General features: G+C 70.1%; 15 protein-coding genes and 1 pseudogene. 9 read left to right on the top strand and 7 right to left on the bottom strand.

Annotated features, from left to right (window positions below; genetic code table 11):
• Positions 1-512 precede the first annotated feature (512 nt).
• From OCT49_RS29490 to OCT49_RS29475, 4 genes and pseudogenes are all read right to left on the bottom strand, one after another.
• Positions 513-995 carry a hypothetical protein gene (locus tag OCT49_RS29490; RefSeq protein ID WP_283854836.1) on the bottom strand — a complete coding sequence of 161 codons (483 nt, stop codon included), beginning with the start codon at positions 993-995 and terminating at the stop codon, positions 513-515.
• A gap of 442 nt (positions 996-1,437) precedes the next feature.
• A pseudogene (locus OCT49_RS29485) lies at positions 1,438-4,133 on the bottom strand (RHS repeat-associated core domain-containing protein); the annotation flags it as partial.
• 98 nt (positions 4,134-4,231) lie between these two features.
• On the bottom strand, positions 4,232-5,452 hold the full coding sequence (locus OCT49_RS29480; RefSeq protein ID WP_283854835.1) for a damage-control phosphatase ARMT1 family protein: 1,221 nt from the start codon (positions 5,450-5,452) through the stop codon (positions 4,232-4,234).
• A 25-nt stretch (positions 5,453-5,477) separates the two neighbouring features.
• Complete coding sequence (locus OCT49_RS29475) at positions 5,478-9,002, bottom strand: NB-ARC domain-containing protein (protein ID WP_283854834.1); 3,525 nt, start codon at positions 9,000-9,002, stop codon at positions 5,478-5,480.
• Between the two features lie 269 nt (positions 9,003-9,271).
• Here OCT49_RS29475 and OCT49_RS29470 point away from each other — a divergent pair, with 269 nt between their 5' ends.
• From OCT49_RS29470 to OCT49_RS29445, 6 genes are read left to right on the top strand one after another with little or no spacing between them, the layout of a single operon-like run.
• The gene (locus OCT49_RS29470; RefSeq protein WP_283854833.1) at positions 9,272-9,949 is read left to right on the top strand and encodes a class I SAM-dependent methyltransferase; all 678 of its coding nucleotides are present in this window, start codon (positions 9,272-9,274) and stop codon (positions 9,947-9,949) included.
• Positions 9,946-11,262 carry a N,N-dimethylformamidase beta subunit family domain-containing protein gene (locus OCT49_RS29465; protein ID WP_283854832.1) on the top strand — a complete coding sequence of 439 codons (1,317 nt, stop codon included), beginning with the start codon at positions 9,946-9,948 and terminating at the stop codon, positions 11,260-11,262. The genes OCT49_RS29470 and OCT49_RS29465 overlap by 4 nt, the downstream gene beginning before the upstream one ends.
• 19 nt (positions 11,263-11,281) lie before the next feature.
• Positions 11,282-12,430: a glycosyltransferase family protein gene (locus tag OCT49_RS29460; protein WP_283854831.1), complete on the top strand. Its 1,149-nt coding sequence runs from the start codon at positions 11,282-11,284 to the stop codon at positions 12,428-12,430.
• 6 nt (positions 12,431-12,436) lie between these two features.
• Positions 12,437-13,984 (top strand): hypothetical protein, encoded by a 1,548-nt coding sequence (locus OCT49_RS29455; protein WP_283854830.1) that lies wholly within the window; start codon positions 12,437-12,439, stop codon positions 13,982-13,984.
• Between the two features lie 5 nt (positions 13,985-13,989).
• Positions 13,990-14,544 carry an FkbM family methyltransferase gene (locus tag OCT49_RS29450; RefSeq protein ID WP_283854829.1) on the top strand — a complete coding sequence of 185 codons (555 nt, stop codon included), beginning with the start codon at positions 13,990-13,992 and terminating at the stop codon, positions 14,542-14,544.
• 23 nt (positions 14,545-14,567) lie between these two features.
• On the top strand, positions 14,568-15,206 hold the full coding sequence (locus OCT49_RS29445) for a histidine phosphatase family protein (protein ID WP_283854828.1): 639 nt from the start codon (positions 14,568-14,570) through the stop codon (positions 15,204-15,206).
• 32 nt (positions 15,207-15,238) lie between these two features.
• Here the strand turns inward: OCT49_RS29445 and metG are convergent, their stop codons facing one another.
• The gene (gene metG, locus OCT49_RS29440; protein WP_283854827.1) at positions 15,239-16,963 is read right to left on the bottom strand and encodes a methionine--tRNA ligase; all 1,725 of its coding nucleotides are present in this window, start codon (positions 16,961-16,963) and stop codon (positions 15,239-15,241) included.
• A gap of 351 nt (positions 16,964-17,314) precedes the next feature.
• Between metG and OCT49_RS29435 the strand changes: the two genes are divergently transcribed.
• The 3 genes from OCT49_RS29435 to lplAB all read left to right on the top strand — a co-directional run bounded on the left by OCT49_RS29435 (position 17,315) and on the right by lplAB (position 21,127).
• A complete protein-coding gene (locus OCT49_RS29435) occupies positions 17,315-18,610 on the top strand; it encodes a nucleotide sugar dehydrogenase (RefSeq protein ID WP_283854826.1) in 1,296 nt (431 codons plus the stop codon).
• A gap of 11 nt (positions 18,611-18,621) precedes the next feature.
• A complete protein-coding gene (locus tag OCT49_RS29430; protein ID WP_283854825.1) occupies positions 18,622-19,569 on the top strand; it encodes an NAD-dependent epimerase/dehydratase family protein in 948 nt (315 codons plus the stop codon).
• 502 nt (positions 19,570-20,071) lie between these two features.
• Entirely contained in the window at positions 20,072-21,127 is a 1,056-nt protein-coding gene (lplAB, locus tag OCT49_RS29425) for a lipoate-protein ligase LplAB (RefSeq protein WP_283854824.1), read from the top strand.
• A 117-nt stretch (positions 21,128-21,244) separates the two neighbouring features.
• Here lplAB and OCT49_RS29420 read toward each other — a convergent pair whose 3' ends face one another.
• Positions 21,245-23,869, bottom strand: a complete 2,625-nt coding sequence (locus OCT49_RS29420; RefSeq protein ID WP_283854823.1) for a SpoIIE family protein phosphatase — start codon at positions 23,867-23,869, stop codon at positions 21,245-21,247.
• 166 nt (positions 23,870-24,035) lie between these two features.
• Positions 24,036-25,508 (bottom strand): amidase, encoded by a 1,473-nt coding sequence (locus tag OCT49_RS29415; protein ID WP_283854822.1) that lies wholly within the window; start codon positions 25,506-25,508, stop codon positions 24,036-24,038.
• Positions 25,509-25,575: the final 67 nt, after the last annotated feature.

Here is a 25,575-nt window from a genome sequence, read left to right as displayed (position 1 = left end):
CAGGGGTGGAAGCCGGTCGGCCGAGGGTTCCGCAGCGACCTGCATGGCTCCTCCCAACAGGCGACCACTCCGTCCGGCTGACCGGCACCCGCACGTAAGCCGCGGCCATGACGTCCGATTCGCCGATGCCGTCCCCGCTGTTCCCCTCACCCGACAACGCTGCGCTCAGGGTAGTGGCCGCCAAACCATCGCTTCGGTCCGCAACTGCGAAGCCTTGGCGGAGAAGACGATCTCGCACACGGCGGTCCATGGCTGGTACGAGGCCCATATCCAGGGTGAGGACGAGTGCTCCGGGTGCGACTTCCAGGGAGAGCCGCCCAAGCACAGCAATCGCTGCTGAGCAGGAGCAATGCGCCTGAGGAACTCACGACCGCACGAGCAGTGGTGGTCCGCCTTCTGGACAGACCTCGAAGGCGCCGTACGGCTCGTCTTTGGACGCCGTCTCCCTTCACGTACGCCAAGGCGCGCCCAGCCCCGGATGGAGACGTGGGTGCCCTGGCGTACGGGCTGAGTCAGGCGGCGCCGGGCTCCTCCAGCGCCACCACGACCATCACCGGAAGATCGGCGTCCTGCTGGATCACACCAGCGGTCAGGATCCGGCCGTCGAGGGTCCACTTCTTCAGCGCGATGAACTCGTCCCTGTCCGCCTCCGTCTGCTCGGCCTCGACGAGGTGACCGGCGAGAGAGGACTCCTCGATCTCGGGCAGGAAGCGGGCCAGCGCCTGCTCCCCCTCCTCGTAGACGGCCTCCACGTCGTCGAAGTAGCCCGACTCGTCGACGTCGCGGATCCAGACGTAGAACTTGACACTGACCGCCCCACTGCTGAACACCTGGATCCAGCCCCCGACGTCGCCCTTGTCCCAGGACGTCTCCACGCCGTTGCGAAGCTTGCCCCCGGGCGTCCACTCCTGGGCCGAGAACCGCGCCGCTGCGCCCTCCGCGGTCAGCGGCACGATCCCCCTGAGCTCTTCCAGCATTGCGATCACTTCAGCCATGAACCCATTCCACTCATGCCGTTGCCGGGCACGTGATACGCCTTCAACTGCCCGCGGGCATAGGCCTCGGGGAAGGCCTTGGACAGCACTTCGTTCACATGCATGGCACCCATTCATTGGGCACCATGGAGCGGACGCCCTTGCCTCCGAGATCCTCGTTGAGGGCGAGCAGCTTGTCGGCCTGGGCGATGATCCGGCCCTCGTTGTAATGCTTGAAGTTGGGGTTGTATGGAGACTTCTCCCATTCGGAAAGGTTGTCACCTCCGGTCCACTTGGCCTCTGTGATCCAGCCGTCCCGCGGCCCGCCGTCGAGGTGGACTTCCCTGCCGTCCGGCAGGATCCACTGCTGCTCGTAGCTCTGGTCGGTGACGAGCCGCTGGTACCGGTACGACGGGCGGCCGAGCAGCTTGTCCGTCAGCCAGCCCAGACCTTTGAACTGCGAGTACGGCGACAGGCCGAGGGGGTCGCAGACGGTGAACGGGTTGTGCACATAGGCAACCGGGTTCGGCGCGGGGCCGAGGCCGAGGGGGTCCGGGGAGGTGTAGCGACCGGTCTCCGGGTTGTAGTGGCGGAAGAGGTTGTAGTGGAGCCCGGTCTCCGGGTCGTAGTACTGGCCGGGGAAACGCAGCGGAGTGTAGGCCGTGCTGGAACGGGCCCAGGCGGTGGTGCCCCAGAGGGTGCTCCTGGCGCGCCAGGCGATATCGCCGGACTCGTCGACCAGTTCGGTGGGCGTTCCCACGAGGTCGGTGGCCATGGCGAAGAACCGGCGGTCGATCTCCTCCTGACGGCTGTCCGGGGTGAGGAGGCGTTCCGTCTGGGACAGCGGCACCAGGCCGCGGTGGTCCCAGGTGAGGGCGACCCCATGTGAGAGATCCGGTGTGTGGACCGTCTGTTCGCACAGGGTCGTGCCGTCCCAGGAGAAGCGGACCTCTTCTGCGACCTTCTCGCCGTCGTCGGAGAGGCGCTGCTTTGCGGTGCGGCGGCCCAGGGGGTCGTAGAGATAGCGCCAGCGGGTGCCGTCGGGGGTGACCACGGCGGCGAGGCGGTCCTCCGCGTCCCACTCATAGCGCCAGGTGTCGGGCTTGCGTGACAGGCGGGTTTTCTGGCGTAGGGTCACGCGGCCGAGGGCGTCGTGTTCGAAGCGGACGTTGCCGGCCCTGGTGGGGGAGGTTCCGGTGTAGGAGCGGGGGCCGGTGGCGTCGTGGTCGGGGTGGGAGTCTGGCCAGGAGGCCACCGTCTGGTTGCCGGCGGCGTCGTAGGCGTAGTGCTCGGTCCACCCTTCTGCGTGGACGGCGGTGACCCGGCCGGCGGCGTCCAGATCGAGGGTGCGGGAGCCTGAAAGGTCGCCGGTTATGGAGGTGAGGTGGCCGTCGGCGCGGTGCGCGTAGTGACGGTGGTTGAGGGAACGGCCCCCGATCATCAGGTGCTGGGCGCAGATCCTTCCGGCCTCGTCCCAGGCAGAGGCTGGGGTGAGGGTTCCGCCGAAGACGCGCTCGAGTTCCCGGCCGGCCGCGTCGTGGGTGAAGGCGATCTCGCGGCCTCCGCTGGTCATCCGGGCGGCACGGCCGGCGGCGTCGTAGCCGTACTCGGTGATCGCGCCGGTGGGGGTGATGCGGCGGGCCCGGCGGCCCAGGGTGTCGTAGGCGTAGTTCATGGCGCGGCCGTCGACGATTTCGGTCTTGGTCCGGCCACGCCGGTCGTAGGCGTAGAGGATCTCGCTGTCCGGTCCGGCCGCGTGCAGCAGACGTCCGGCCCGGTCGTACGCGTAGGTGGTCACCTTGCCCGCTACGTCCTTGCGGACGGCTTGGCCGAGTTGGTCGTAGGTGTAGGACACGGTCTGGCCGAGTGCGTCGGACCGGGCGGTGAGCTGCCCGGCGGGGTCGTAGTGGTAGGTGAGGGTGCGGCCGTCGAAGTCCGTCTCGGAGGTGAGTCGGCCGGCGGCGTCGTACGTGTAGGACCAGGTGCCGTGCGGGCCGGTGACCCGGGTCAGCCGCAGGTCCGCGTCGTGTTCGAACGTGTGGCGGGTGCCGTCGGGCTCGGTGCGGGTGGTGAGCAGGTCGAAGTGCGTGTAGTCGAAGCGGGATATGCCGTCGGCCAGGCCGGTATGGGTGAGGGGGTTCCCTTCGCCGTCGTACGTCCACGACTCGGTGGCGCCGTCCGGGGCGACACGGCGGGCGAGGTTGCCGTCCTCGTCCAGGGTGAACCGGGTGACGTTGCCCACCGGGTCGGTGGTACGCCCGATCCGGCCCAGGGCGTCGCGTTCCAGGCGGGTGGTGCCGCCGGCCGGGTCGGTCACTGCCACCGGCAACCCTGCGGCGTCGCAGTGCACGGTGGTGGTGGCGCCGAGGGCGTCGGTGACGGTGGTCAGCCTGCCCCGGTCGTCATAGGCGTACCGGGTGGTGGCCCCGGCCGGGTCGGTGACCGCGGTGCGGTTTCCGTGTTCGTCGAATTCCTGGAGCCAGCGGGCGCCGTCCGGGCCGTGGAACTCCGTGGACAATCCCAACGGGTTGCGCACGGTACGCAGTTCGCTCCCGTCGGGGCGGGTGACGCCGAGCAGGCGGCCGTCCTCGTCGTGGGTGAAGGAGGTGGTGCGCCCCAGAGGATCGGTGTGGGTCAGGGTGTTGCCGCGGGCGTCGTGGGTGAGGCGGGTGGTGTGGCCGAGCGGATCGATGGTGGACACCACCCGGCAGTGACGATCGATCCGGTGCTGGGTCGTGTGTCCGCCGGCCGTGGTGAGGCTGGTGGTGCGAAGACCGGTCTCCGGGTCGGGTTCGGTGTAGGCGAGGATGATCTGGATGTGGCCGGCCTGACCGCCTTCGGCGATGACGCGGTCGCGGTCGTCGTAGACGAAGGTGGTGGTGGCACCGGACGGTTTGACGACGGCGATGAGGTTTCCATCCTCGTAGCCGTAGCGCATCAGATGCAGGTCCGCCCCGTTCTTCCCCGCTCCCACCAGGGACAGAGCCGTGACTCGGCCGTCGTTCACCGCGACGGTCACCCGGCGGCCCGCAGAGCAGTCAGGGCGAGCGGGGTGCCGTTTTCGGTACGCTCCACGCCCCACCAGTTGCCGTGGCGGTCTTCGATCCGGTCCAGCCAGGCTTCGCCGTTGCCGCCCGGTTCGCTGTCTGCCCGGGCTGCCCCGCGTGGCAGTGGCGTCAGTGTGAAGCAGACGAGCTGACGTAGCCGACCATTCCAGGTATGAGACCTGATGCGCCGGAGCTCACTCCGCCTTGGCTCTACCTTCTCACCTGAATCAGCGCGTGAGTTCCGCTTGTACGCCAGGCAGCCCCGGACCGTTCGAGGGCGTCCAGCGTTCCCTGCTCCAGGCCGACGATGACGTCGGACTTCAGGGTCCGGAGCGCCGCGACGGCTCCCGGGAAGTAGGCAGTGAGATCGGCGAAGGGCACCGTGGCATCCCACAGCTGGTCACCCACCAGGCGACGGTAGTTGAGGTCGCCCTTCAGGATGGTGAGCGTGGCGCTCTGGAACTCGCCGCGAAGGTCCTCGGGCATCCCCTCGTACGGCAGCGGAGCGCAGAAGAACGGGTGGGTGCGGACCTCCAGGCTTCCTGCCGCCATGGCCTTCCAGAGTCGGCCGCCGATCCGGCCGGCTTCGCCGGGCGCCTCGGTGAGGCGACGGAGGCAGTCGACGACGTCAGCCGTCATCGCGTCGGAGACGTAGTAGGGGTAAGGCTTGACGTGGAGCACGACCCGTTCGGCGTGCCGATGTTCGAGGAGGTGGTCGATGAGGATCAGATCCGGGATGAGCTCTCGTCCCGCGTTGTCCGCCACCACGGCGACGGTGGAGGACGCTCCGGCGGGCAGGAGCTGCCACAGCACCGCGCTGTCATCGGCCACCAGCGTGGAGGCAGCGGCGTCACCGACCGCCGGCTCCCCCGCCGCAACGCGGAAGCCGAGATCCGCGCGGTTGCCCCAGAGCGAGGCGTGGAGCAGGGCCGTGGCCCGCTCCTCGGTCGGCGCGTCCGCAAGCGCGTCGAGAGCTCGCAGCTCCTCTTCCACCGCGTCACCGCGCAGTTCGGCCTGCTTGAACGGCGCGAACGGATCAACTCCCTGCCATGGGCCGGTGCCGAAGTACTCGATGGCAGCGAGGAGCCTGCGGTAGAAGTAGCTCTCCGCCCACAGGAACGGGGCGTCGTACCACAAGCGTCCGAAGTGCTCCTGCCCCCAGTCCGCCCAGCGCTCGTGGTCGTGTTCCGCAGGGGCGAGCGGCTCGACCACACTGTTGGTGATCTCCTCCAGCAGGGCGTCGAGGGCCTCGTGCTGTCGGCGGCCGTACGGGAAGGCATCTCGTACCTGCTGAATGAGGGCAGGGTGGCGCTTGGCCAGCACACCCCAGGCGAACGAGCCGGACTCGTTGCTCAGGATGACCGGGGCACCGATGGGGCCGGCGTCGCGAACGGCCTCTTCGCCCGAGGCGCGGGAGGTCTTCTCTGTCATGGTCTCCAAGCCCTTCACTTCTCGCTCATGTGTCAATGATCCCCAGGGCTACGACGCCGGCCGCACTCCCCACCAGCACCTCGCCCGTCGTGGGTTCGAAGGCCGCGCAGTGCAGTGAGGCGTCCACCCGGACCTTGGCGATCTGCCGCTGCTCGCCGAGCGACCACACGCGCACCGTCCCGTCCGCCGCAGCGGACACAAGGCGGTCCTCGTCGCTCATGAAGCCCAGCATGAGGATGCGGCCCGTGTGGCCGGAGAGGTGGGAGGTGAACCGGTCCGCCCCCAGGCGACGTACCGCGATGTCGCCGGTTCCCGCCCCGACCGCCACCCGGTTGCCCGGACCGTCCACGGCGACAGCGCGGGCCCAGCCGCTGGGGCTGCTGAACCGGCTCCTGAACTCCCCTGTGGGGGCGTGCCACACGCGTACCGAGCCGTCACCACCGCAGGCTGCCAAGAGGTCCCCGCTGTCGTCGAAGGAGAGCGACCGCAGCCGACCAGCGTGCACGTCCTGGCTCCACAGCAGCGTCCCGGTGGGCAGATCCCAGCACCGGATGTGTCCATCGCCCGTGCTCGCGGCGACACGAGGTGTCGAACGGGCCATCGCCACGGCCCACGTACGCGGGGTGTCCTGGTTCAGGGTGAGCGACCAAGCGGTGTCGAGCAGCGACCAGACCCTGACCGCCCCGTCGCCGCATGCTGCGGCAACGTGTTTCTCGCCGCAGGCCAGGGACCAGACGCGTCCGTGGGCCGCCGGGAGTCTCCGGCTGACTGTCGCGGTCGTGGTGTCGATGACGCCGACGCCGCCGGCCCCGTCGCCGACCACGGCGATGCGTCCACCGGCCGCGAACTGTGTGGACCATACGGTGTTCGAGCCGCTGGCCAGGGTCCTGAGCCTGCTCTTCCCCATGGTCCAGATGCGGACAGCGCCGTCCTCGCATCCGGCGATCACGGTGCCGTCGCCCGTTCTGGCGAGTGAGCGCACCCAGTCCACGCCTGGTGGGAGCTGGGTCTCGCCCACGGGGCTCTCCGCCGAGAACGCCTGGATCCTCGGTTCCTCGGTGGCGGAGACGAGGACATTGTCGTGCGGGGACAGAGCGACGGCGCGCACGCGCGCCTTGAGGTCGGTGATCCGGCGGGTGAGCGTGAGTTTTCCGTCGGTCGCGTCCCACACGGCTACGGAACGGTCGCCGGATCCGGAGGCCAGGAGGGAGGAGCCTGGGGCGAAGGCCACGGAGCGGACCCAGTCCTTGTGTGCCGCGCGTTCGTCCAGGAGGCGACCGGTGCGCAGGTCGAAGAGGCGGACGAACTCGTCCTCGCCGGCCACGGCGACGAGCGAGTCGGAGTCGCCGCCGATCGTCACGGACCAGACGGGGGTGCCGGCCGCCCGCATCGTACGCAGGAGCACAAGGCGCTCCAGGTCCCACACGCATACTGCGCCGTCCTCGGCACCGGAGACCAGGACGCGGTCGACCGAGGAGAAGGCGAGACTGCGGATACGACGATTGTGCCCCGGTAGCACCCCTACAGGTTCGCCGGTGTCCGTGCGCCACAGCCGGATCGCTCCGTCGTCGCCCGCCGAGGCGAGGACCGTCCCGTCCGCGGAGAGCGCGGTGGCGAACACCCACCCGGTATGGGCCTCGTGGGCTCGGAGGAGTCGGCCCGTGCCCAGGTCCCACAGTCTGACCACCCCGTCCTCGCCGCCCGACGCCACGAGGTCGCGGACGGCGGCCACACTGACTACCGCGCCGATGTGACCACGCTCCGCCGCCGCGGGGTTCTCCTCCGGGGGCAACAGCCACTTCGGGGCGAGCACTGTCCCCTCCCCCACGACGTTTCCCAGGAACCGGGTGGCCTCGGGCAAGGGTGCGCGGCGCAGCACGACCGAGAGCGTCGAGGCGATATCGGCGGGGCTCTCCAGCCCGCTCAGCAGATACCCGGCGCCGGTCAGGGCACGGGCGGTCGCCCACACCTGGTGCTGCGGATGGCCCACCTCATGCCGCCCTGGCAGGGCGTCGAGCACGGCGGCGTCCGCGGCCAGCGACTGGTGTCCGACGAGCGCGACCTTACGCATGATGTACGTCGGCGAGGCCAGCAGGCTGACAAGCTCGGCGTCGAGGCCGGCCTCACACAGGTGGTAGGGAAGGTGGCGCCACAGATACCCTTCGGTCTCCTCCAGGGTCTCCCAGGCGCCGTCCGTGCTCTGCCAGTACGCCTCAATCAGGGACCGATGAAGAGTCGCCCATTGATCGCCGATCAGATGGCGCAGGTAGGACCGGAACACGTCGTGCAGCACGATGGCGTTCCGGTCGGCGAGGTAGGCGCTGATCAGGGACCGGTCGGACAGCACCCGGCAGAACTGGCGCACCACGTGGGGAGCCCATCCGTTCGCGGTGCCCCACCAGTGGGTGAGTACCGACATGGGGATCGGCACCGACGGAGGGAACACGGCCAGGGAGAGGTATCGGTCTCGCAGGTCCGTACGCCCGGCGATCGAGACGCTCTCCGCGAGGCTGCGGAGGCTGGACTCGAGCGCCTGCCCGATGGCGTTCTTGCGCTGGTCGGAGTCCCAGACGTCGAAAGCCTGGGGACCGTACGCGCGGATCGTCGCGCTCGTCTCCGTAACGGCGCGTCCGGCCGGGGCGCCGGAGCCGACCTCCTGCGATACGTTCGCCCCGACGATCGAGGCGAGCAGCGGCCATCCCCCGCACACGCCTGCGAGGCGTGCGGCCTCGGCGTCGTCCAGGGCTCCGACGTTGCGGACGAGCAGTTCCCGGATCTCGCCCGGGGCCATGGGCCCGAGGCGAACGACTCGGGCGGAGCTGGGGCTCACGCGCACGTTCCTCGTGGTCACGAGCCGTACACAGTCCTCGCCGCCGAGCAGGAAGGGGCCGAGGTCGGTGGCGGACCAGACGTTGTCGACGACGAGGAGCGCGCGTCGTCCTTGGAGCAGACGCGCGAGGTGGAACCCGGCCTGCTCGGGGTCCGCGAGGGACGGGCGATTGCCGTCGAGGTGGACGCACAGGTCGGAGATCAGCTCGACGACCCTGGCGGCCGTGCAACCCTCGCCGGTCTCCACCCAGAGGATCTCCGAGAAGGAGTCCCGGACGCGGGTGTCGTGACACACCTGGGTGGCCAGCGTCGTCTTACCGAACCCACCAGGGCCGCACAGGGCGACCGTGGCGACGCTGTCGTCCTGCGACGCCTCCCGGAGTACGGAGACGAGCCCTTCGAGATCTTCTGACCTGTGCACCAAGCCGGGCTCCGGAACGGGTATCGGAAGGTAGTGGTCCGGCGCCGGCGAGACCGAGGGCGTTGGAACGCCGACGGAGTCCCAGAAGCGCTGCCGCACCTCCGCGTCGCTCCGTTCCAACGCCGTGTCGAGTAGCGCCTGGGAGTCCGGTGCGACGACGATCTCCTCGCCCCGGGCCTCCCAGTTGGACACCGTCCGGTCGCTGACGCCGAGGTAGGACGCGAAGCCACGCACGCTCCGACGCGTCGCGAGCCGCAGAGCGCGCGCCTCCCGTCCGGTCCAGCGCTGCACTGTGGCCACCTGAGCTCCTTCGACCGACACCGACGACGATAACAGGGTAGGGCGGTCTGACCAGCGGCGTAGAGCCTTCGCTGCGACGGGAGTTCAGCACGGATGCAGCACCCGGCCATTCCGGCCAGGTCTGAGCGAGGTGCACCCGCCGCCTTGGACAGCGGCGGTGCTGCACCGCGAGTGCGACACCACGGCAGCCCGCTGTCCGACGCAGCTCGGCAGTCTGCTCAGCACGGAGCTCCACCGCTCCGCAGGCAGACGAGAGGGGTGGTCACACGATGACCGAAGCGAAGGCACAACAGCACGGTTCGGACGACTGGTCCGAACGGCAAATCGCCTACTACCGCGATCGAGCCGACGAGTACGACGGCACGTACAGCGACCGCATGAGCATGCCGCGGCTCGCGAAGGCCCTTGACGCGCTACCGGTCAGCGGTGACGTCCTGGAGCTCGCCTGCGGCACGGGCCAGTGGACCAAGTTGCTCCTCCCCCAGGCCCACAGCCTGACCGCGCTGGACGCGGCACCGGAGATGCTCCGCCGAGCCCGCGACCGCGTGCGGGGCACCGCGACCCGTTTTATCGAAGCGGACATCTTCGGCTGGGAACCGGACCGCCAGTACGACACGGTGTTCTTCGCCTTCTGGCTCAGCCATGTCCCGCCGGTCGAGATGGAGCCGTTCTGGGACCTGCTTCGGCGGGCGCTGGCGCCGGGCGGCCACGTGGTGTTCCTCGATGACTCGTCGGCGAAGGCGGAGATCGAGGAACAGGTGGACGAGGCGCCGGTACCGACCGTGCGACGCACCCTCTCCGACGGTTCCCGCCACGTCGCCGTGAAGGTGCTCCGAGACCCCGCAGACCTCACCTCCCAGCTGGATGGTCTGGGTTGGGACGCCCGCGTCGAGACGATCGACGCGTTCCACCTGTCCGGTGTGGCCCGCCCCAGGGAGGGCGCGTGATCCCGGTCAACGGATACGCGGCCCGGCCCAGCGTCCGCGCCGGCGAGGTGGTGCGCCTGCACATCGCCACCACCGCTCCCCACGTACACGTTGACTTCTATCGCTGGGGAGCCACACCGCAGCATGCGGGACACAGCGAGTGGCCCGGCCGTGCCGCGTCCTCCGGACGTTTCGACGCCGACTGGCGGTGGCCCGCGTACGAGTTTCTCGTACCCCCGGAGTGGCGGTCCGGCGTCTACATCGCGGTCTTGGGCACGGAGCACGCGTCCGGTACTCCGCCGCTGGATGCCAGGGAGGGGCGCATCCTCTTGGTCGTCACTCCCTCCGCGCCCTCCGGCCGCAGGATCCTGTACAAGATCCCGACGTTCACCTACCAGGCGTACAACACAGCGGGCGGCGGCAGCCTCTACAGCGCCTCCCAGATCACGACGCGCCGTCCCGGGGGCGGTGTCGGCGGACCGGTGAAGGGCCTGCCGGACGCGTACGACCCGTCGTCCCCCCGGCAGACGTTCGCTCATTGGGACGCCCACTTCATCGCCTGGATGGAACGGAACTGGATCGAGGCCGACTACTGCACCGACCTGGATCTCCACGAGGGCCTGTTCCTGCGTGACGGCTACCGTCTCCTGGTCTCCGCCGGTCACGACGAATACTGGAGCACCGACATCCGACGCCACGTGACCGCCTTCCGTGACGCCGGCGGCCACATCGCCAACTTCGGCGCCAACACCTGCTGGTGGCGCGTCGGCGTCACTCCGGACGGGGCAGGGTTGTCCTGTGACAAGTTCCCGCCCGGCGCCCCCGCCGGTACTGATCCGGACAGCTCGTACGGCTGCCCGGACCACTGGTGGGAGTCAGAGCCGGAGAACACGCTCCTGGGCGTGAGCTACCGCAACGGCGGCGGTCACTGGGACGGCACCCGAGCTTGCCGGGGCTTCATCGTCACGGACGCCGGCCACTGGGTGTACTGCGGCACGGGGCTGAATACCGGCGACACTCTCGGACACGACGGGGCCCTGATCGGCTACGAATGCGATGGCGCGGCCTACGAGTACGACGCCGCCGGCCGGCCGCGTCCCACCGGGCAGGACGGAACGCCGAAGGACTTCGAGATCCTCGGCATCGCCGAGCTCCCCCCGGACTGGAACTTCGCCGCCCGTGAGCCGATGTCCAGCCCTCGGGCCGCCACCCTCGGCGTCTTCACAGCTGGCGGCACGGTCTTCACCGCCGCCACCACCGACTGGGCCCGACTCCTGGCCACAGACCCCCAGGTCTCCGCTGTCACCCGCAACGTCATCACCCGGCTCTCCTGACCGAAGAAAAGGAATCCTCATGTCCGGAAACGGCAACGAACAGCCGCTCAACGTGATCATCGGCGTGAACGGCATCGGCATGGGACACACGGTCCGGCAGAGCGCGATCGCCCAGTACCTCCGCGACCGCGGGCACCAGGTTCGGATCATCACCAACGGCTCCGGTCGGATCGCGTACTTCCAGGACCTCGGCTTCCCCGCCTGGGACGGATGGATGCCGACGCTCCTCGCACGCGACGACCGGATCCACGCTCGCGACGCCGTGCGCGCGAACATCCGCCAGGTACCCGGAGGTCTCCGCCGACACCTCCAGCTGCGTCGGCTCGTCCGAAGCAGCGGTGCTCCGGATGTGTTCATCACCGACTACGAGCCCAACACCCCGCGCCTCGCCTACCACTTCGGCCGACCGCTCATCTCCATCGACCAACAGAGCAAGTACCGACACCTGGACCTTCCCGTCGTCGACCGGTACGCCCGTACGGCCGAAGAGCAGCGACTGCGGTACTTCGCCCCCCGCGTCGACCGGTCCTTCATCTGCTCCTACATCCCACTGGACGCCGAGGACCGAAGAGTCGAGTTCATCGCCCCGGTCATTCCCGATCTCATCAGATCGGCACCGGTCACCACCGAGCCCCTCGTCACGGCCTACTTCTCCCGCTACTTCGACCACGGCCCGGAGGAATCCGTCCGCGAACTGGCCTCGATCTTCCGCCAGTCCGTACCGGACCGAACGCTGCGGATCTACACGCAGCCGACGGAGTTGAGGTCCCTGCTCGGGTACGCCGACGCCCGTGTAGAGATCCGCGCCTTCGACCGCGAGGCGTTCATCGCGGACATGGCTCGCTCCGAGGCCGTGGTCTCCAACGCCGGCTTCAACCTGATCAGCGAGGCACTCGTCCTCGGCAAACCGGTCCACCTCATCCCGTTACCCACCTACGACCAGCACTGGTGCGCGAAGGTCACCGAGGAGGCCGGACTGGGAACTGCGGCCCCGCGCATCGAACGGCGGGCTGTCCTCGAATTCCTCGCGCGCGGTCGGGCACTCAGCGACAACGTCGTACGCCACCGGGACCTGTACCTCTCGGCTGACCCCCGGGAGCGGATCGCCTCGTACCTGGAGAGCCTGCCAACGGTCGACCGGCTGATACCCGCTCCGGTCGCGGGGTAGCTGGACATGTCGGCTCCCCTGGCTCCCTCGTACGTGGCGACCGCAACGGTCGTAGCCGCCGTCGTGGCGTGCTACCGCCTCAGGGTCTCCCCGGCTGTACGGGCCCTCGCCCGTCACCCCACGCCCCTGGCCGTGAGCGCGGCCGTCGCGGTCATCGCCCCTCTGACGCTCCGGACGTCGCCCCTTCCCGGGCCGCTGCGTTGGTTCGTCGTCTTCGTGATCGCCTTACTGACCTGGCGCGGCGTGACAAGCGACTACGACGTCACGCTGCCCATCGGTCCCCAGCGTCGGGACAAGCTGCTCCTCTTGTTCCTCGCCGTCGCCTCGGTCGTCTGGGCTGCCGCCCTGTCGGCGTGGATCGCCGTGTTCTGCGGCAGGCTGCGCGGGTGGCAGCACCACGCGATGATGCCGGTGCGCCTGCTGAAGACGTACCTCGCCTGGTTCGTCGTGACCGCGGTCCTCGCCCCTCCTCCCTCCGACTCCACGGCCGGTCTGGTGCTGGTACTCGGCTGCGTCTCGCTGTCGCACTACGTCAAGCCGGCCTGGAGCAAGGCCCGTCTGGGACCGCATCCCTGGTCGTGGGCCCGGGACAACCGCACGCACTACCTCATGGCCTCGGCGCACTCCTGGGGCTGGGCACGCTTCCTCCCGTCCGGGAAGGTGTCTCAGCTCCTGCGCCGGGCGAGGGTCGTGGACCGCCCCGTCAACATCCTCACGATGGTCGTGGAGGCCGCCGGGCTGGTTGCCTTCCTCGACCGCCGGCTGCTGATCGCGATCCTGGTGGCGACCGCACTCTTCAACCTCGCCGTCGCCCTCGCCTCCGGCATCCTCTTCTGGGAGAACATCGCCGCCAACATCGGACTCGCGACGGTCGTCGGGCTGCTCCCCGACACGGGGTACGACACGGCCTTCGGGTGGCCCGCCGCGCTGGTGGCGCTCACCGTGATCCTGCTCAGCACCGCCGACCTGCTGTGGCAGCCCTGGCATCTGGGGTGGTGGGACGCGCCCTTCACCGCCCGCATCCACTGGCAGGTGGAGACCGTCTCCGGCGCGACGAGGGGTCTCTACAACGACTACATGTGCCCGTACGAGCGCGAGTTCGGCCGCGTAGAGGGCTACTTCCTGACGGACGAGCCCATACTCCACGGCCACCTCGGAATCGTCTGGGACCGGCGCATTCGCGATCTGCTCGTCCAGGCCGGCCGAGACCGGGACCAGCTGCACACGCTCAAGCAGACGTACGGCCGAACGCACAGGGACGAGGAACGCTCGGCCGAGCACGTCGCCTTCCTGACCGCCATGTTCACCCGGCTCAACGCCGGTACTCGAAAGAGCCCCCTGCCCCGGTGGCTACGTCGACTCAAGGCGCCCGGGGGCCAGCTCTACCGATGGGGCGATCTGCCCGCCTACCGCGGCAAGGAACCCGTCCGCCGCATCACCATCCGCTACGAGGAGCGCTGCTACCTCCCCGAGACCGGCGACTTCGTCCTGCTCGCCGATCGCGTCGTACGGGAGATCGACCTCAGCGCTCCGATGACCGACCTGGAGGACTGACTCTCATGCGCAAGATCTTCGTCGACTGCGGCGCCAACCTCGGAATCGTGCTGAAGCGCTTTATGCACGAGCTCCCGGACCACGACTTCTACGCCTTCGAGCCCAATGCGACCCTGCTCCCCTCCATCACGGCGAACGTGGAGCAGGCCCAGCACGCCGGCCTGGTCGAGGTCTCCCCCAGTGCGGTGTGGACCGAGGACGGCACAATCGACCTCTTCCTCGGCCACCACGAGAGCTCCACCGTGATGTCCGGCAAGCGGGTACCGCCCGTGTACGACCAGCAGATCGACTACAGCTCCCCCGTCGCCGTCCCGGCGGTGGACTTCAGCGCCTGGCTCCGCCGGACCGCCACGCCGGAGGACCACGTCGTCGTAAAGATGGACATCGAGGGCGCCGAGTACCCCGTGCTCAGGAAGCTGCTCGCCGACGAGACGATCGGCCTCGTCTCCGTCCTCTACGTCGAGTGGCACCACGACCGCTTCCCCGCCATGAGCCAGGCCGAGCACGACGAGGTCGCCACCACCGTCTCCGCACGCGTCGACGTCCGCCACTGGGACTAAGCGGAGTGAGGGGACACGACGCCATGAACACCCAGCACATCTACCTGATCAAGCACGGCGAGACCGAGGAGAACCTCCAGGGCATCCACCAGGGCCGCGCGGTCGGCGGCCGGCTCAGCGAGCGCGGACGCGCCGACATGCGGCTGGTCGGTGCCTGCCTCACGACGGCCGGGGTCGCCATGGACCAGATGCTCGTCAGCCCGATGTCCCGTTGCCGGGAGTCGGCCGAGCTTCTCACCGCCACGCTCGCCCCAGCCCATGTCCGCGTCGACGAGCGTCTGGCCGCCAAGGACAGCGGTCACCTCGGGGGCCGGCCCAGAGAGCTCGCCGCCGCTGAGGCCGCTCGCCACGGTGTGCCGATCCACCGGCTCCGCACGCCGGGCGGCGAGTCGTCGGAGGATGTCCAGGCTCGTTACGTGGATCTGTGGGCCGAGGTCTGCTCCGGGGGGCGGCGAACCACCGTCCTCGTCGGGCACGGCGGGGGCATCGCCTGCCTGCTGCTGTGGCTCACCGGGAACGGCTTCGACCGGTACCTCCAGCACGTGCCCGGGTCCGCCGGGCTCACGTGGGTGGAGATCGGCGGCCCAGCTCCGCGCGTGCGGCTCATGAACGTCTCGCCTGCGGACCTGCCCGTCCTCCTCAACGCCCGCACCGTCCGATGAGAGTCGGGACGGTGCGGGCGCGGGGACGCCCGTCAGGCTTCCGGGGCGCCGCCAAAGCGCTCGCGGTAGGACTCCAGGTCCTCCTCCGTGATCTTCGCGAAGAGCACGGGCGGCACGGTGAACGCGGTGCCAGCCGGGACGGTGTCCAGGGACTTGGCCTGGTCGGCGGTCACCCAGGTCGCGGTGTCGTTCTCCAGGGCGAAGGCCCCGCGCATGGCGGCGGCCGTGGCCGGGATGAACGGCTCGGAGACGACCGCGTACAGGTGGATCAGGTTCATCGCGGTACGGAGCGTCAGCGCGGCGCCGTCGGCGTCGGTCTTGATCTCCAGCCAGGGGGCCTTCTCCTCCAGGTAGGAGTTGCCCGCGGACCACAGCGCGCGCAGGGCAGCGGCGGCCTTGCGGAACTGGAGGGCCTCCATCTGCTCCTCGTACTCGCCGAGCAGCCGTGCGATCTCCTCGCCCAGCTTCGCCTCCGCCTCGCCGACGGCGTGCCCGGCCGGGACCTCGTCGCCGAAACGCTTGCGGGAGAACGACAGCACGCGGTTGACGAAGTTGCCGAGGGTGTCCGCCAGGTCCTTGTTGACCGTGGCTGTGAAGTGCTCCCAGGTGAACGACGAGTCGTCCGACTCGGGGGCGTTAGCGATCAGGAAGTAGCGCCAGTAATCCCCGGGCAGGATCTCCAGGGCCGCATCGGTGAAGACGCCGCGCTTCTGGGAGGTGGAGAACTTGCCGCCGTAGAACGTCAGCCAGTTGAAGCCCTTGACGACATCGACCTTCTTCCAGGGCTCCCGCACACCGAGCTCGGTGGCGGGGAACATCACCGTGTGGAAGGGGACGTTGTCCTTGGCCATGAACTGCGTGTAGCGGACGGTGTCATCGGCCTCGTACCACCACGACTTCCAGTCACGGGACTCGCCATCGCCGACGGCGTTTGCCCACTCCTTGGTCGCGCCGATGTACTCGATCGGGGCGTCGAACCAGACGTAGAAGACCTTGCCCTCAGCCGCGAGTTCCGGCCAGGTGTCGGCCGGCACCGGGACGCCCCAGTCGAGGTCGCGGGTGATGGCGCGGTCGTTCAGGCCCTCGGTCAGCCACTTGCGGGCGATGGACGTGGACAGGTGCGGCCACTCCGCGCTGACGGTGGCGATCCACTCCTCGACGTCGTGCTGGAGCTTGGACTGCAGCAGGAAGAGGTGCTTGGTCTCGCGGACCTCCAGGTCCGTGGAACCGCTGATCGCCGATCGCGGGTCGATCAGGTCGGTCGGGTCGAGGACGCGAGTGCAGTTCTCGCACTGGTCGCCACGGGCCTTGTCGTAGCCGCAGTGCGGGCAGGTGCCCTCGACGTACCGGTCCGGCAGGAAGCGTCCGTCGACCGGCGAGTACACCTGCCGGATCGCACGCTCCTCGATGAAGCCGTTCTCGTTCAGCTTCCGCGCGAAGTGCTGGGTGATCTCGACGTTCTGCTGCGAGGAACTGCGCCCGAAGTAGTCGAAGGCCAGCTCGAACCCGTCGTACACGGCCTTCTGCGCGTCGTGCGCCTGCGCACAGAACTCGGCGACCGAGAGCCCGGCCTCCTTGGCTGCCAGCTCGGCGGGGGTGCCGTGCTCGTCGGTGGCGCAGATGTAAAGGACATCGTGACCACGCTGGCGGAGGTACCGGGAGTACACATCCGCCGGAAGCATCGACCCGACCATGTTGCCCAGGTGCTTGATCCCGTTGATGTAGGGAAGCGCGCTGGTTACCAGGTGTCGAGCCATCCTTGGATGCTCCATTTCATACGTATGGCGCCGGTGGCACTGCCACGGCGGGCCCAGGTCGGGAGGCCGCAGCCGACGCGATCACTCCGATCGCACGCCAGCATCACACACGGTGACAGAACAGGGCTGCAAGCCACCGTCATCGTATCGAACCGGGGGTTTGGCCAGCCCACGGGTTTTCCGGCCTCCCCGCGCTGCCCACGAACAGCACTCGGCCGTCCGAGACAGGCGGCCAAGCGAGTCTCGGACGGCCGAGGCGCTCCCCATCTTACGGCCACCGCCGACCGCGAATCCCGCACCACAAGTGCGTCCCCGCTCCCCCCGAGCCCAGACTTCAGCAAGGTGGACCACATGCTCCGGAATCACGAACCCCATCGACTCCGCGTGGTCGTCGTGGGGCAGGGATACGTCGGCCTCCCGCTGGCCGTGCGAGCCGCCGAGGTAGGGCACCACGTCGTCGGCCTCGACGTGGACGCCGGGCGGATCAAGAGACTCATGCTCGGCGAGTCGTACGTCGAGGACATCTCGGACAGGCGGCTGGCGCCCCTCCTCGCCGCCGGCGTCTACACGCCGACCGTCGACCCGGCCGACTGCGCCGGGTTCGACGTGGCGGTCGTCACCGTCCCGACGCCACTACGCGACGGCGCGCCGGACCTGTCGCACGTTGAGGACGCGGCGCGGACGCTGGGCCTCCACCTGACCCGCGGAGCGACAGTCGTCCTGGAATCGACCACGTACCCCGGGACGACCGAGGAGGTGTTCCGCCCGCTGCTCGAGCGCGGCTCCGGGCTGGCCGCCGGCCGGGACTTCCGCCTCGGCTACAGCCCCGAGCGCATCGACCCCGGGAACCCCAGCTGGAGGCTGGAGAACACGCCCAAGGTCGTCTCGGGCATCACCCCGTCTTCCTTGAAGTCGGTCCGTGACTTCTACGCATCCCTGGTAGACACCGTCGTCCCCGTGGCCAGCTGCAAGGTGGCGGAGCTGACCAAGCTCCTTGAGAACACCTTCCGGCACGTGAACATCGCCCTCGCCAACGAGCTGGCGATCTTCGCCCACGACCTGGGCATCGACGTCTGGGCGGCCATCGACGCAGCGTCCACCAAGCCGTTCGGCTTCATGCGCTTCACCCCCGGCCCCGGGGTCGGAGGCCACTGCCTGCCCGTCGACCCCTCGTACCTGTCGTGGCGGGTTGAGCGAACCCTGGGGCAGAACTTCCGCTTCGTCGAGCTGGCGAACGACGTCAACAACCACATGCCCGACTACGTGGTGCGGCGTCTCGTGGCGGGCCTCAACGAACGTGGGAAGCCACTCAAGGGCTCCCGGATCCTGCTGCTCGGTGTGGCGTACAAGGCCAACACCGGGGACGCCCGTGAGACGCCGGCGGCCCGCATCGCCGAACTCCTCACCGGTATGGGCGCCGAGGTCCAGGCCGCCGACCCCCACGTCCTGGACGACGCCCACCCCCGCGCCGCCGGCCTGGAAGGCCTCCAGCGGGTCGAGGTGACCCCCGGCCTGCTCGCGACAGCCGACGCCGTAGTCCTGCTCGCGGACCACGACGCCTTCGACTACCCCCTGATCAGCGCCCACTCCCCGTACATACTCGACTGCCGCCGCCGGCTCTCCGGTGCCCACGTCGACTCTCTCTGAAGGGAAGCAACGTGAAGATAGTGATCACTGGCGGCGCCGGATTCATCGGCGGCAACCTTGCCCGTGCTCTGACCGAGCTGCCTCAGGTCACCCAGCTCCGGGTCGTCGACAACCTCTCCACCGGAGACAAGGCGAACCTCGTCGGCCTCGATGTGGACTTCTTCGAAGGAGACGTCCAGAACGCCGCTCTCCTCGACCAGGCGTTCCGCGGTGCCGACGCCGTCGTCCACCTAGCCGCCCTCCCCTCTGTGCCACGCTCCCTGCGTGACCCCCTGGCCAGCCATCACGCCAACGCGACCGGCACCCTGCAAGTTCTGGAGGCCGCCCGCCGCGCCGGAGGTCCGCACGTGATCGCCGGGTCCTCGTCCTCCGTCTACGGTGCCAACCCCCAGCTGCCGAAGCACGAGAACCTCGTCTCCGCCCCCATGAGCCCGTACGCGGTCACCAAGCTCACGACGGAGGCGTACCTGGGCGCCTACCACCACAGCTTCGACCTGCCGGTCCTCCCCTTCCGCTTCTTCAACGTCTACGGCCCCGGCCAGCGCGCCGACCACGCCTACGCCGCCGTCATCCCGAAGTGGATCAGCGCCACCCTCGCAGGCAAGCCGGTGACCATCCACGGCGACGGCACCCAGACGCGCGACTTCACGTACGTGAGCACGGTCTGCAACGTCCTCACCGACGCCCTCTTCCGCCGGGTCGTTAGCCCAAGCCCTGTGAACCTGGCCTACGGGACGCGTACCTCGCTGCTGGCCCTGGTCCAGGAGATCGAGACGGCGACGGGCCTCCGCGTGCAACGGGAACACGTGCCGGGCCGCGTCGGCGATGTCCCCCACTCACAGGCTGACGGCACACGCCTGCGAGCTCTGTTCCCGACAGTCGCTCCCGTAGCCCTTCAGGAAGGGGTCCCCGCTGCTGTGGACTGGTTCCGTCAGCGGCTCACCACGTCACGGCTATGAGCCCATTCAGGGAAGATCACGCTGCCGCTCATCATCGACGTGCAGCTGCCTGCCCCCCGTTTCATCCCACGTCCGCCGTGCGGACCGCTTCAAAAATCGCCTCGTCGCCATCGAGCTGTCCGGCGACGACCACAGCTTCAACCCTCGCCTGCATCCCAGGCACTTTTCAGGGACTTTCAGCGCTGTCCGAGGGACTTTTCGCTGCCTGACGCAGCAAGCTCCTGAAGGACCGGAAAGGGCCTCCGATGCAGGTCGGAGGCCCTTTCCAAGGCAGAGCCGCAGGTGGCGGCAGACGGGTCGGGCTGTGCGCCGAGTTCTGTTCAGCCCGCCGACGTATGACAGGCCTGACGGTCGCCCCATACATGCCGCTCCAGCGGTATCGAGGCCGCGTAGTCGCTCGTCACGAGCCAGCACTAAAGTGCGAGGCGAAGCACGTGCGTGTCTATCCATGTCGGAGCAACGGGCTCAGGGGCCACGCCGCGCATTGGAAGGGAACAAAGCCGTGCACGGTGAGTACAAGGTCCCCGGCGGCAAGCTCGTCGTGGTGGATCTGGATGTCGAGGGCGGGGCGCTGCGCAACGTACGGGTGGCCGGGGACTTCTTCCTGGAACCGGACGAGGCGATCCTCGCGATCGACGCGGCGCTGGAGGGCGCCCCGGCCAACACCGACACCGCGGGCCTCGCCGCCCGTATTGACGCGGCGCTCCCCGCCTCGACCGTGATGCTCGGCCTCACCTCCGAGGGCGTCGCCGTCGCCGTGCGCCGGGCCCTCGCGCACGCCACCGAGTGGAGCGACTACGACTGGCAGCTCATCCACGAGGCCCCGCAGTCCCCCGCGCTCCACATGGCGCTCGACGAGGTCATCACCGCCGAGGTCGCCGCGGGCCGCCGCCCGCCCACGCTCCGGGTCTGGGAGTGGGCCTCCCCCGCCGTGATCATCGGCAGCTTCCAGTCCCTGCGCAACGAGGTCGACCCGGAGGGTGCCGAGCGCCACGGCGTCACGGTCGTGCGCCGGGTGTCCGGCGGCGGGGCCATGTTCGTGGAACCCGGCAACACCATCACGTACTCGCTCTCCGTCCCGGAGGCCCTGGTATCCGGGCTCTCGTTCGCCGACAGTTACGCCTACCTCGACGACTGGGTGCTCGGCGCCCTGGCCGACATGGGCATCAAGGCCTGGTACCAGCCGCTCAACGACATCGCCACGGAGGCCGGGAAGATCGCGGGCGCGGCGCAGAAGCGGGTGGTCGGCGGGGAGGGCGCCGTGCTGCACCACGTGACCATGTCGTACGACATCGACGCCGACAAGATGCTCGAAGTCCTGCGCATCGGCAAGGAGAAGCTGTCCGACAAGGGCACCAAGAGCGCCAAGAAGCGGGTGGACCCGCTGCGCCGCCAGACGGGGCTGGCGCGCGAGGCCGTCATCGAGCGGATGATCGACTCCTTCCGAACCCGGCACGGACTCACGCGGGGCAAGGTGACGGACGAGGAGATGGCGCGGGCCGAGGAGCTCGTACGGACGAAGTTCGGCACCGAGGAATGGACCGCCCGGGTGCCGTGACGGAGCGGGCCGGGAGACGGGACGGGTCCGGGGCGGTTCGCCGGCCCGGACCCGTTTGCCGCGTGAGGGGTCCGTCCGTCACATGACTCGTCCGGGTACCGCCGGCGGCCGGGGGGCTCAGTTCTCCGGTCGGGGCGGAGGGAACTCCCGCTCGTCGGCGGGGAGTTGCTCCCCGGCCGGGCCCGGTTCGCCTTCGCCCTCCCCCGGTTCCCCTTCGTCGGGCCGGAGTTCCCCTCCGGGGGGCGGGATCTCCTGCTCGGTCCAGATGACCTTGCCCTCGGGCGTGTAGCGGGTGCCCCAGCGGTGGGTGAGCTGGGCGACGAGGAAGAGGCCGCGACCGCCCTCGTCCGTGGTCCGGGCGTGCCTGAGGCGGGGCGAGGTGCTGCTGGTGTCGGAGACCTCGCAGATCAGGACGGACTGGCGCAGCAGCCGGAGCCGGATGGGGCCGGTGGCGTAGCGCACCGCGTTGGTGACGAGCTCGCTGACGATCAGCTCGGTCGTCATCTGGAGTTCCTCCAGGCCCCAGCCGCTCAGCAGGCGGGCGGTCCGGGCCCGGACACCGGCGACGGCGGCCGGGTCGGCGGGCACCTCCCAGGAGGCGACGTGGTCGGCGCCCAGTTCGTGCGTACGGGCGAGCAGCAGGGCGACGTCGTCCGGCTGGGGCACGGCGACCAGCTGTTCCACGACCATCGCGCACAGCGCGTCGAGGGACAGTCCGCGCTGGGCCAGGGCCCCGCCGAGGCGGGACATGCCGAGTTCGGCGTCCTGGTCCCGGCCCTCGATGAGCCCGTCGGTGTAGAGGCCGATCAGGCTTCCCTCGGGCAGTTCGACCTCCGCCGTCTCGAAGGGCATCCCGCCCAGGCCCAGCGGGGGTCCGGCGGGCAGTTCGAGGAAGGCGACGCGCCCGTCCGGGGAGACGACGACGGGCGGCGGGTGACCGGCGCGTGCCATGGTGCAGAGCTGGGTGACCGGGTCGTAGACGGCGTACAGGCAGGTGGCGCCGAGCACCTGGGTGCCGCGCATTCCGTTCCCGGGTTCCTCCTCGCTGAGGCGGAGCACGAGGTCGTCGAGGTGGGCCAGCAGTTCGTCGGGGGGCAGGTCCATGTCGGCGAGGGTGTGCACCGCGGTGCGCAGCCGGCCCATGGTCGCGGCCGCGGCGATGCCGTGTCCGACGACGTCGCCGACGACCAGGGCGACCCGGGCGCCGGACAGCGGGATGACGTCGAACCAGTCTCCCCCGACACCGTCCTTGGCGTCCGCCGGGAGGTAGGACGAGGCCACGTCCAGTGCCATGCCACCGGGCAGGGTGTGCGGGAGCAGGCTGCGCTGGAGGGTCAGTGCCGCGGCGTGCTCGCGGGTGTAGCGGCGGGCGTTGTCCACGCACACCGCGGCCCGCGCCACCATCTCGCGGGCCGGGAGCACGTCGTCCGGTTCGAAGGAGGCGAGGTTCACCGACCGTACGAAGGTGACCAGGCCGAGCACCGTGTCCCGGGCCCGCATCGGTACGCAGATGAAGGAGTGGAGCCCGAACTCCCGGATGCTCGCCGCCCTCGCGGGCTGTTCGGCCACCCAGATGTGGCTGTCCGGATCGAGGACCGGGACGAGGACGGGCTCACCGTCCATGAGGAACCGGATGTCGTGGGGCGGGGGCATGAAGTCGACCTGGTCCCCGATCCGGCCCACCGCCTCCGGGCAGCCCTCGCGCACCGAACTCATCCCGGCCCGGCGCATCTTCGGCCGGAGCGAGGGGTCGGCGGTGCGGGACCGGGCGAGGTCCGCGCGGGACAGTCCCGGGCCCAGCGGCCACGGGGCCGGCTCCTCGGGGCTGGCGACCGGTTCCAGCAGGTCGACGAGGGCGAAGTCGGCGAAGCGCGGCACCGCGAAGTCGGCCAGTTCCTGGGCCGTGCGCATCACGTCCAGGGTGGAGCCGATCGCGGCCCCGGCGTCGTTGACCAGGGCCAGGCGCTGCTGGGCCTTCCACCGGTCGGTGACGTCCAGGACCATGTAGCACATGCCGGTGACGTTGTCGTCGCCGTCGGTCAGCGGGAAGAACGACGTGGAGTAGGCGCGCTTGCGGTGCGGATCGGCCCAGCTCCAGCCCAGGTACTCGTAGTCGACGACGGGCACGCCGGTGTCCAGCACCCCGCGCATCAGCGTCTCGATGGCGTCGGTCTCCAGTCCCGGCAGCACCTCGCTCAGCCGGCGGCCCAGGCGTTGTTCGCGCGGCACACCGCCGAAGCGTTCCAGGGTGTCGTTCATCCAGAGGTAGCGCAGGCTCGGGTTCAGCACGGCCATGCCGATCGGGGAGCTGGTCAGGAAGGCGTCCAGCACGGACTGGCCGACCGTCCACTCCGGGCGCCGTTCGCGTCCCGAGACCAGGAAGCACTCCCGCCCGTCCAGGTGGAAGGCGGCCGAGACCCGCAGGTCCACCGCGATCCGGCGGCCGTCGCTCCGTCGCACCTGGGCGACGCCGCTCCATCCCACGCCGGCCCGGCACCGCTCGGCGATGCCCGCCACCCGGACCGGGTCCTCGGGCATGGCGAGCAGGAAGCCGGCGGACCGCCCGACCACGTCCACGGCGCGGTATCCCAGCAGTTCCTGCGCGCTGTGCGTCCAGCCGACGATCGTGCCGGTGCCGGCGACCACCGCGGTCGCGTCGTTCGCCGCGTCGTGGGTGTCCCGGGGGGCTCTGGGCGGCAACGGTTCGGGGCAGGGCTCCGGCTGCGGGCCTGCGCGCGCCATACGGTTCACCACCCATCCATTCCACATCCATGGTCCCGGTTTTCACGCTCCGGTGCGAGCGACCGCGACCGGGCGAGCGCCCCGGCCCGGCCCGCGCGGGGCCGGAGCGGGGCCGGGTGGGGCAGGGGGCGCGGCCGGTGCGGAGTGGAGGTGAGGGGGTGCGTGGTCAGCCGGCCGCGGGGGCGGCCGCGGCGGGTGGCCGGAGCTCGTACCACCGCCGGTCCGCCTCCAGCTGCGCGGCGAGGGAGATCAGCCGTTCCTCGCTGCGGGACGGGCCGAGCAGCTGGGCGCCGACCGGCAGCCCGGCACCGGTGAAGCCCGCCGGTACGTTGATGCCGGGCCAGCCCAGCACGTTCCAGGGCCAGGCGTACGGGCACGCCTCGGTCATCGCCAGGTCGGTGCGCCAGGCGCTGAGCCCGTCGAACCGGCCGATCGGGGGCGGCGGCAGCGCGGTCGTCGGGGTGAGCAGCACGTCGTAGCCGGTGCCGGTGCGGGAGGTGCGGAAGAACGCGCCGATCCGGTGGTGCTGGCGCACCTCGCGTTGCCTGGCCGCCCGCACCACCCGGCCGCCGAGCCGGGTGCCGGTGCGCAGCGCGCTGCGGGTGCGCGGGTCGAGGAGCGCGGGGTCGGGGTGGCGGGCGGCGAGTTCGGCGATCCCGACGGTGGCCCGGGGGACGAAGCCGAGGCCGATCAGTCCGTAGCGGGGCCTGGCCTCCTCGACGTCGTGACCGAGCCGGGCGAGGGTTTCGGCCAGTGCGGTGACGGCGCGGCGCACGTCGGGGTGGGGTTCGGAGCCGGTGAAGGTGAACGGGGGGCGCCAGGCGATCGCCACCCGCAGCCTGCCGGGGTCGCGGCGGGCGGCGGCCGAGGCGTCGACGGGCGGCGGCCGGTGCGGGTCGTCGGGGTGGGGCCCGGCGACCGCGTCGAGCAGTAGCGCGGCGTCGGCGACGGTCCTGGCGAGCGGTCCGTTGACGGTCAGGCCCTGGAAGGCGTCGCTGTGCGGGTGGCCGGAGATCCGGCCGCGCTGGGGCTTGATGCCGACGAGATGGGTCCAGGCCGCCGGGATGCGGACGGAGCCGGCGCCGTCCGAGCCGAGCGCGGCGGGCACGAGACCGGCCGCGACGGCCGCCGCCGAGCCGCCGGACGATCCGCCGGGGGTGTGGCCGGTGTGCCAGGGGTTGCGGGTGGCACCGAAGGCGGGCCCCTCGGTGAACGGCCACTGGCCGAGTTCGCAGGAGTTGGTCTTCCCGACGATCACGGCTCCGGCGGCGCGCAGTCTGCGCACGGCCTCGCTGTCGGTGGTGGCGACGGGCAGGTCGCCGTCGCAGCCGAAGTGGGTCGGCATCCCGGCGACGTCGGTGTCGTCCTTGACCGCGACCGGTACGCCGAGCAGGGGCAGCCGCTCCCCCGCCGCGAGCCGGCGGTCGGCCTCGGCGGCCTCGGCGAGCGCGGCTTCGGCGCGCAGGTGCCGGAAGGCGTTGAGGACGGGCTGGCTCGCCCCGATGCGGCGCAGCGCGGCGGACACCTGCTCGGTCGAGGTGGTGGTTCCCTCGGCCAGCTCCCGTGCGCTGTCGGCCAGTCCGGCCGGATAAGCCGGTTCGGCCGGTCCGGTGGTTTCCACGGCTTCCGTTGAGGACATGGGCTGACCGCCTTCCTCGTCTCGGCAGAGGCGCGCGACGCGTCTGTGGTCCCGCTGGGGACGCAAT

It is taken from the genome of Streptomyces sp. ML-6, from assembly GCF_030116705.1.
Classification (GTDB): domain Bacteria; phylum Actinomycetota; class Actinomycetes; order Streptomycetales; family Streptomycetaceae; genus Streptomyces.
Note: the sequence above shows the minus strand (reverse complement) of the source record. Positions and strands in the feature narration are given on the sequence as shown.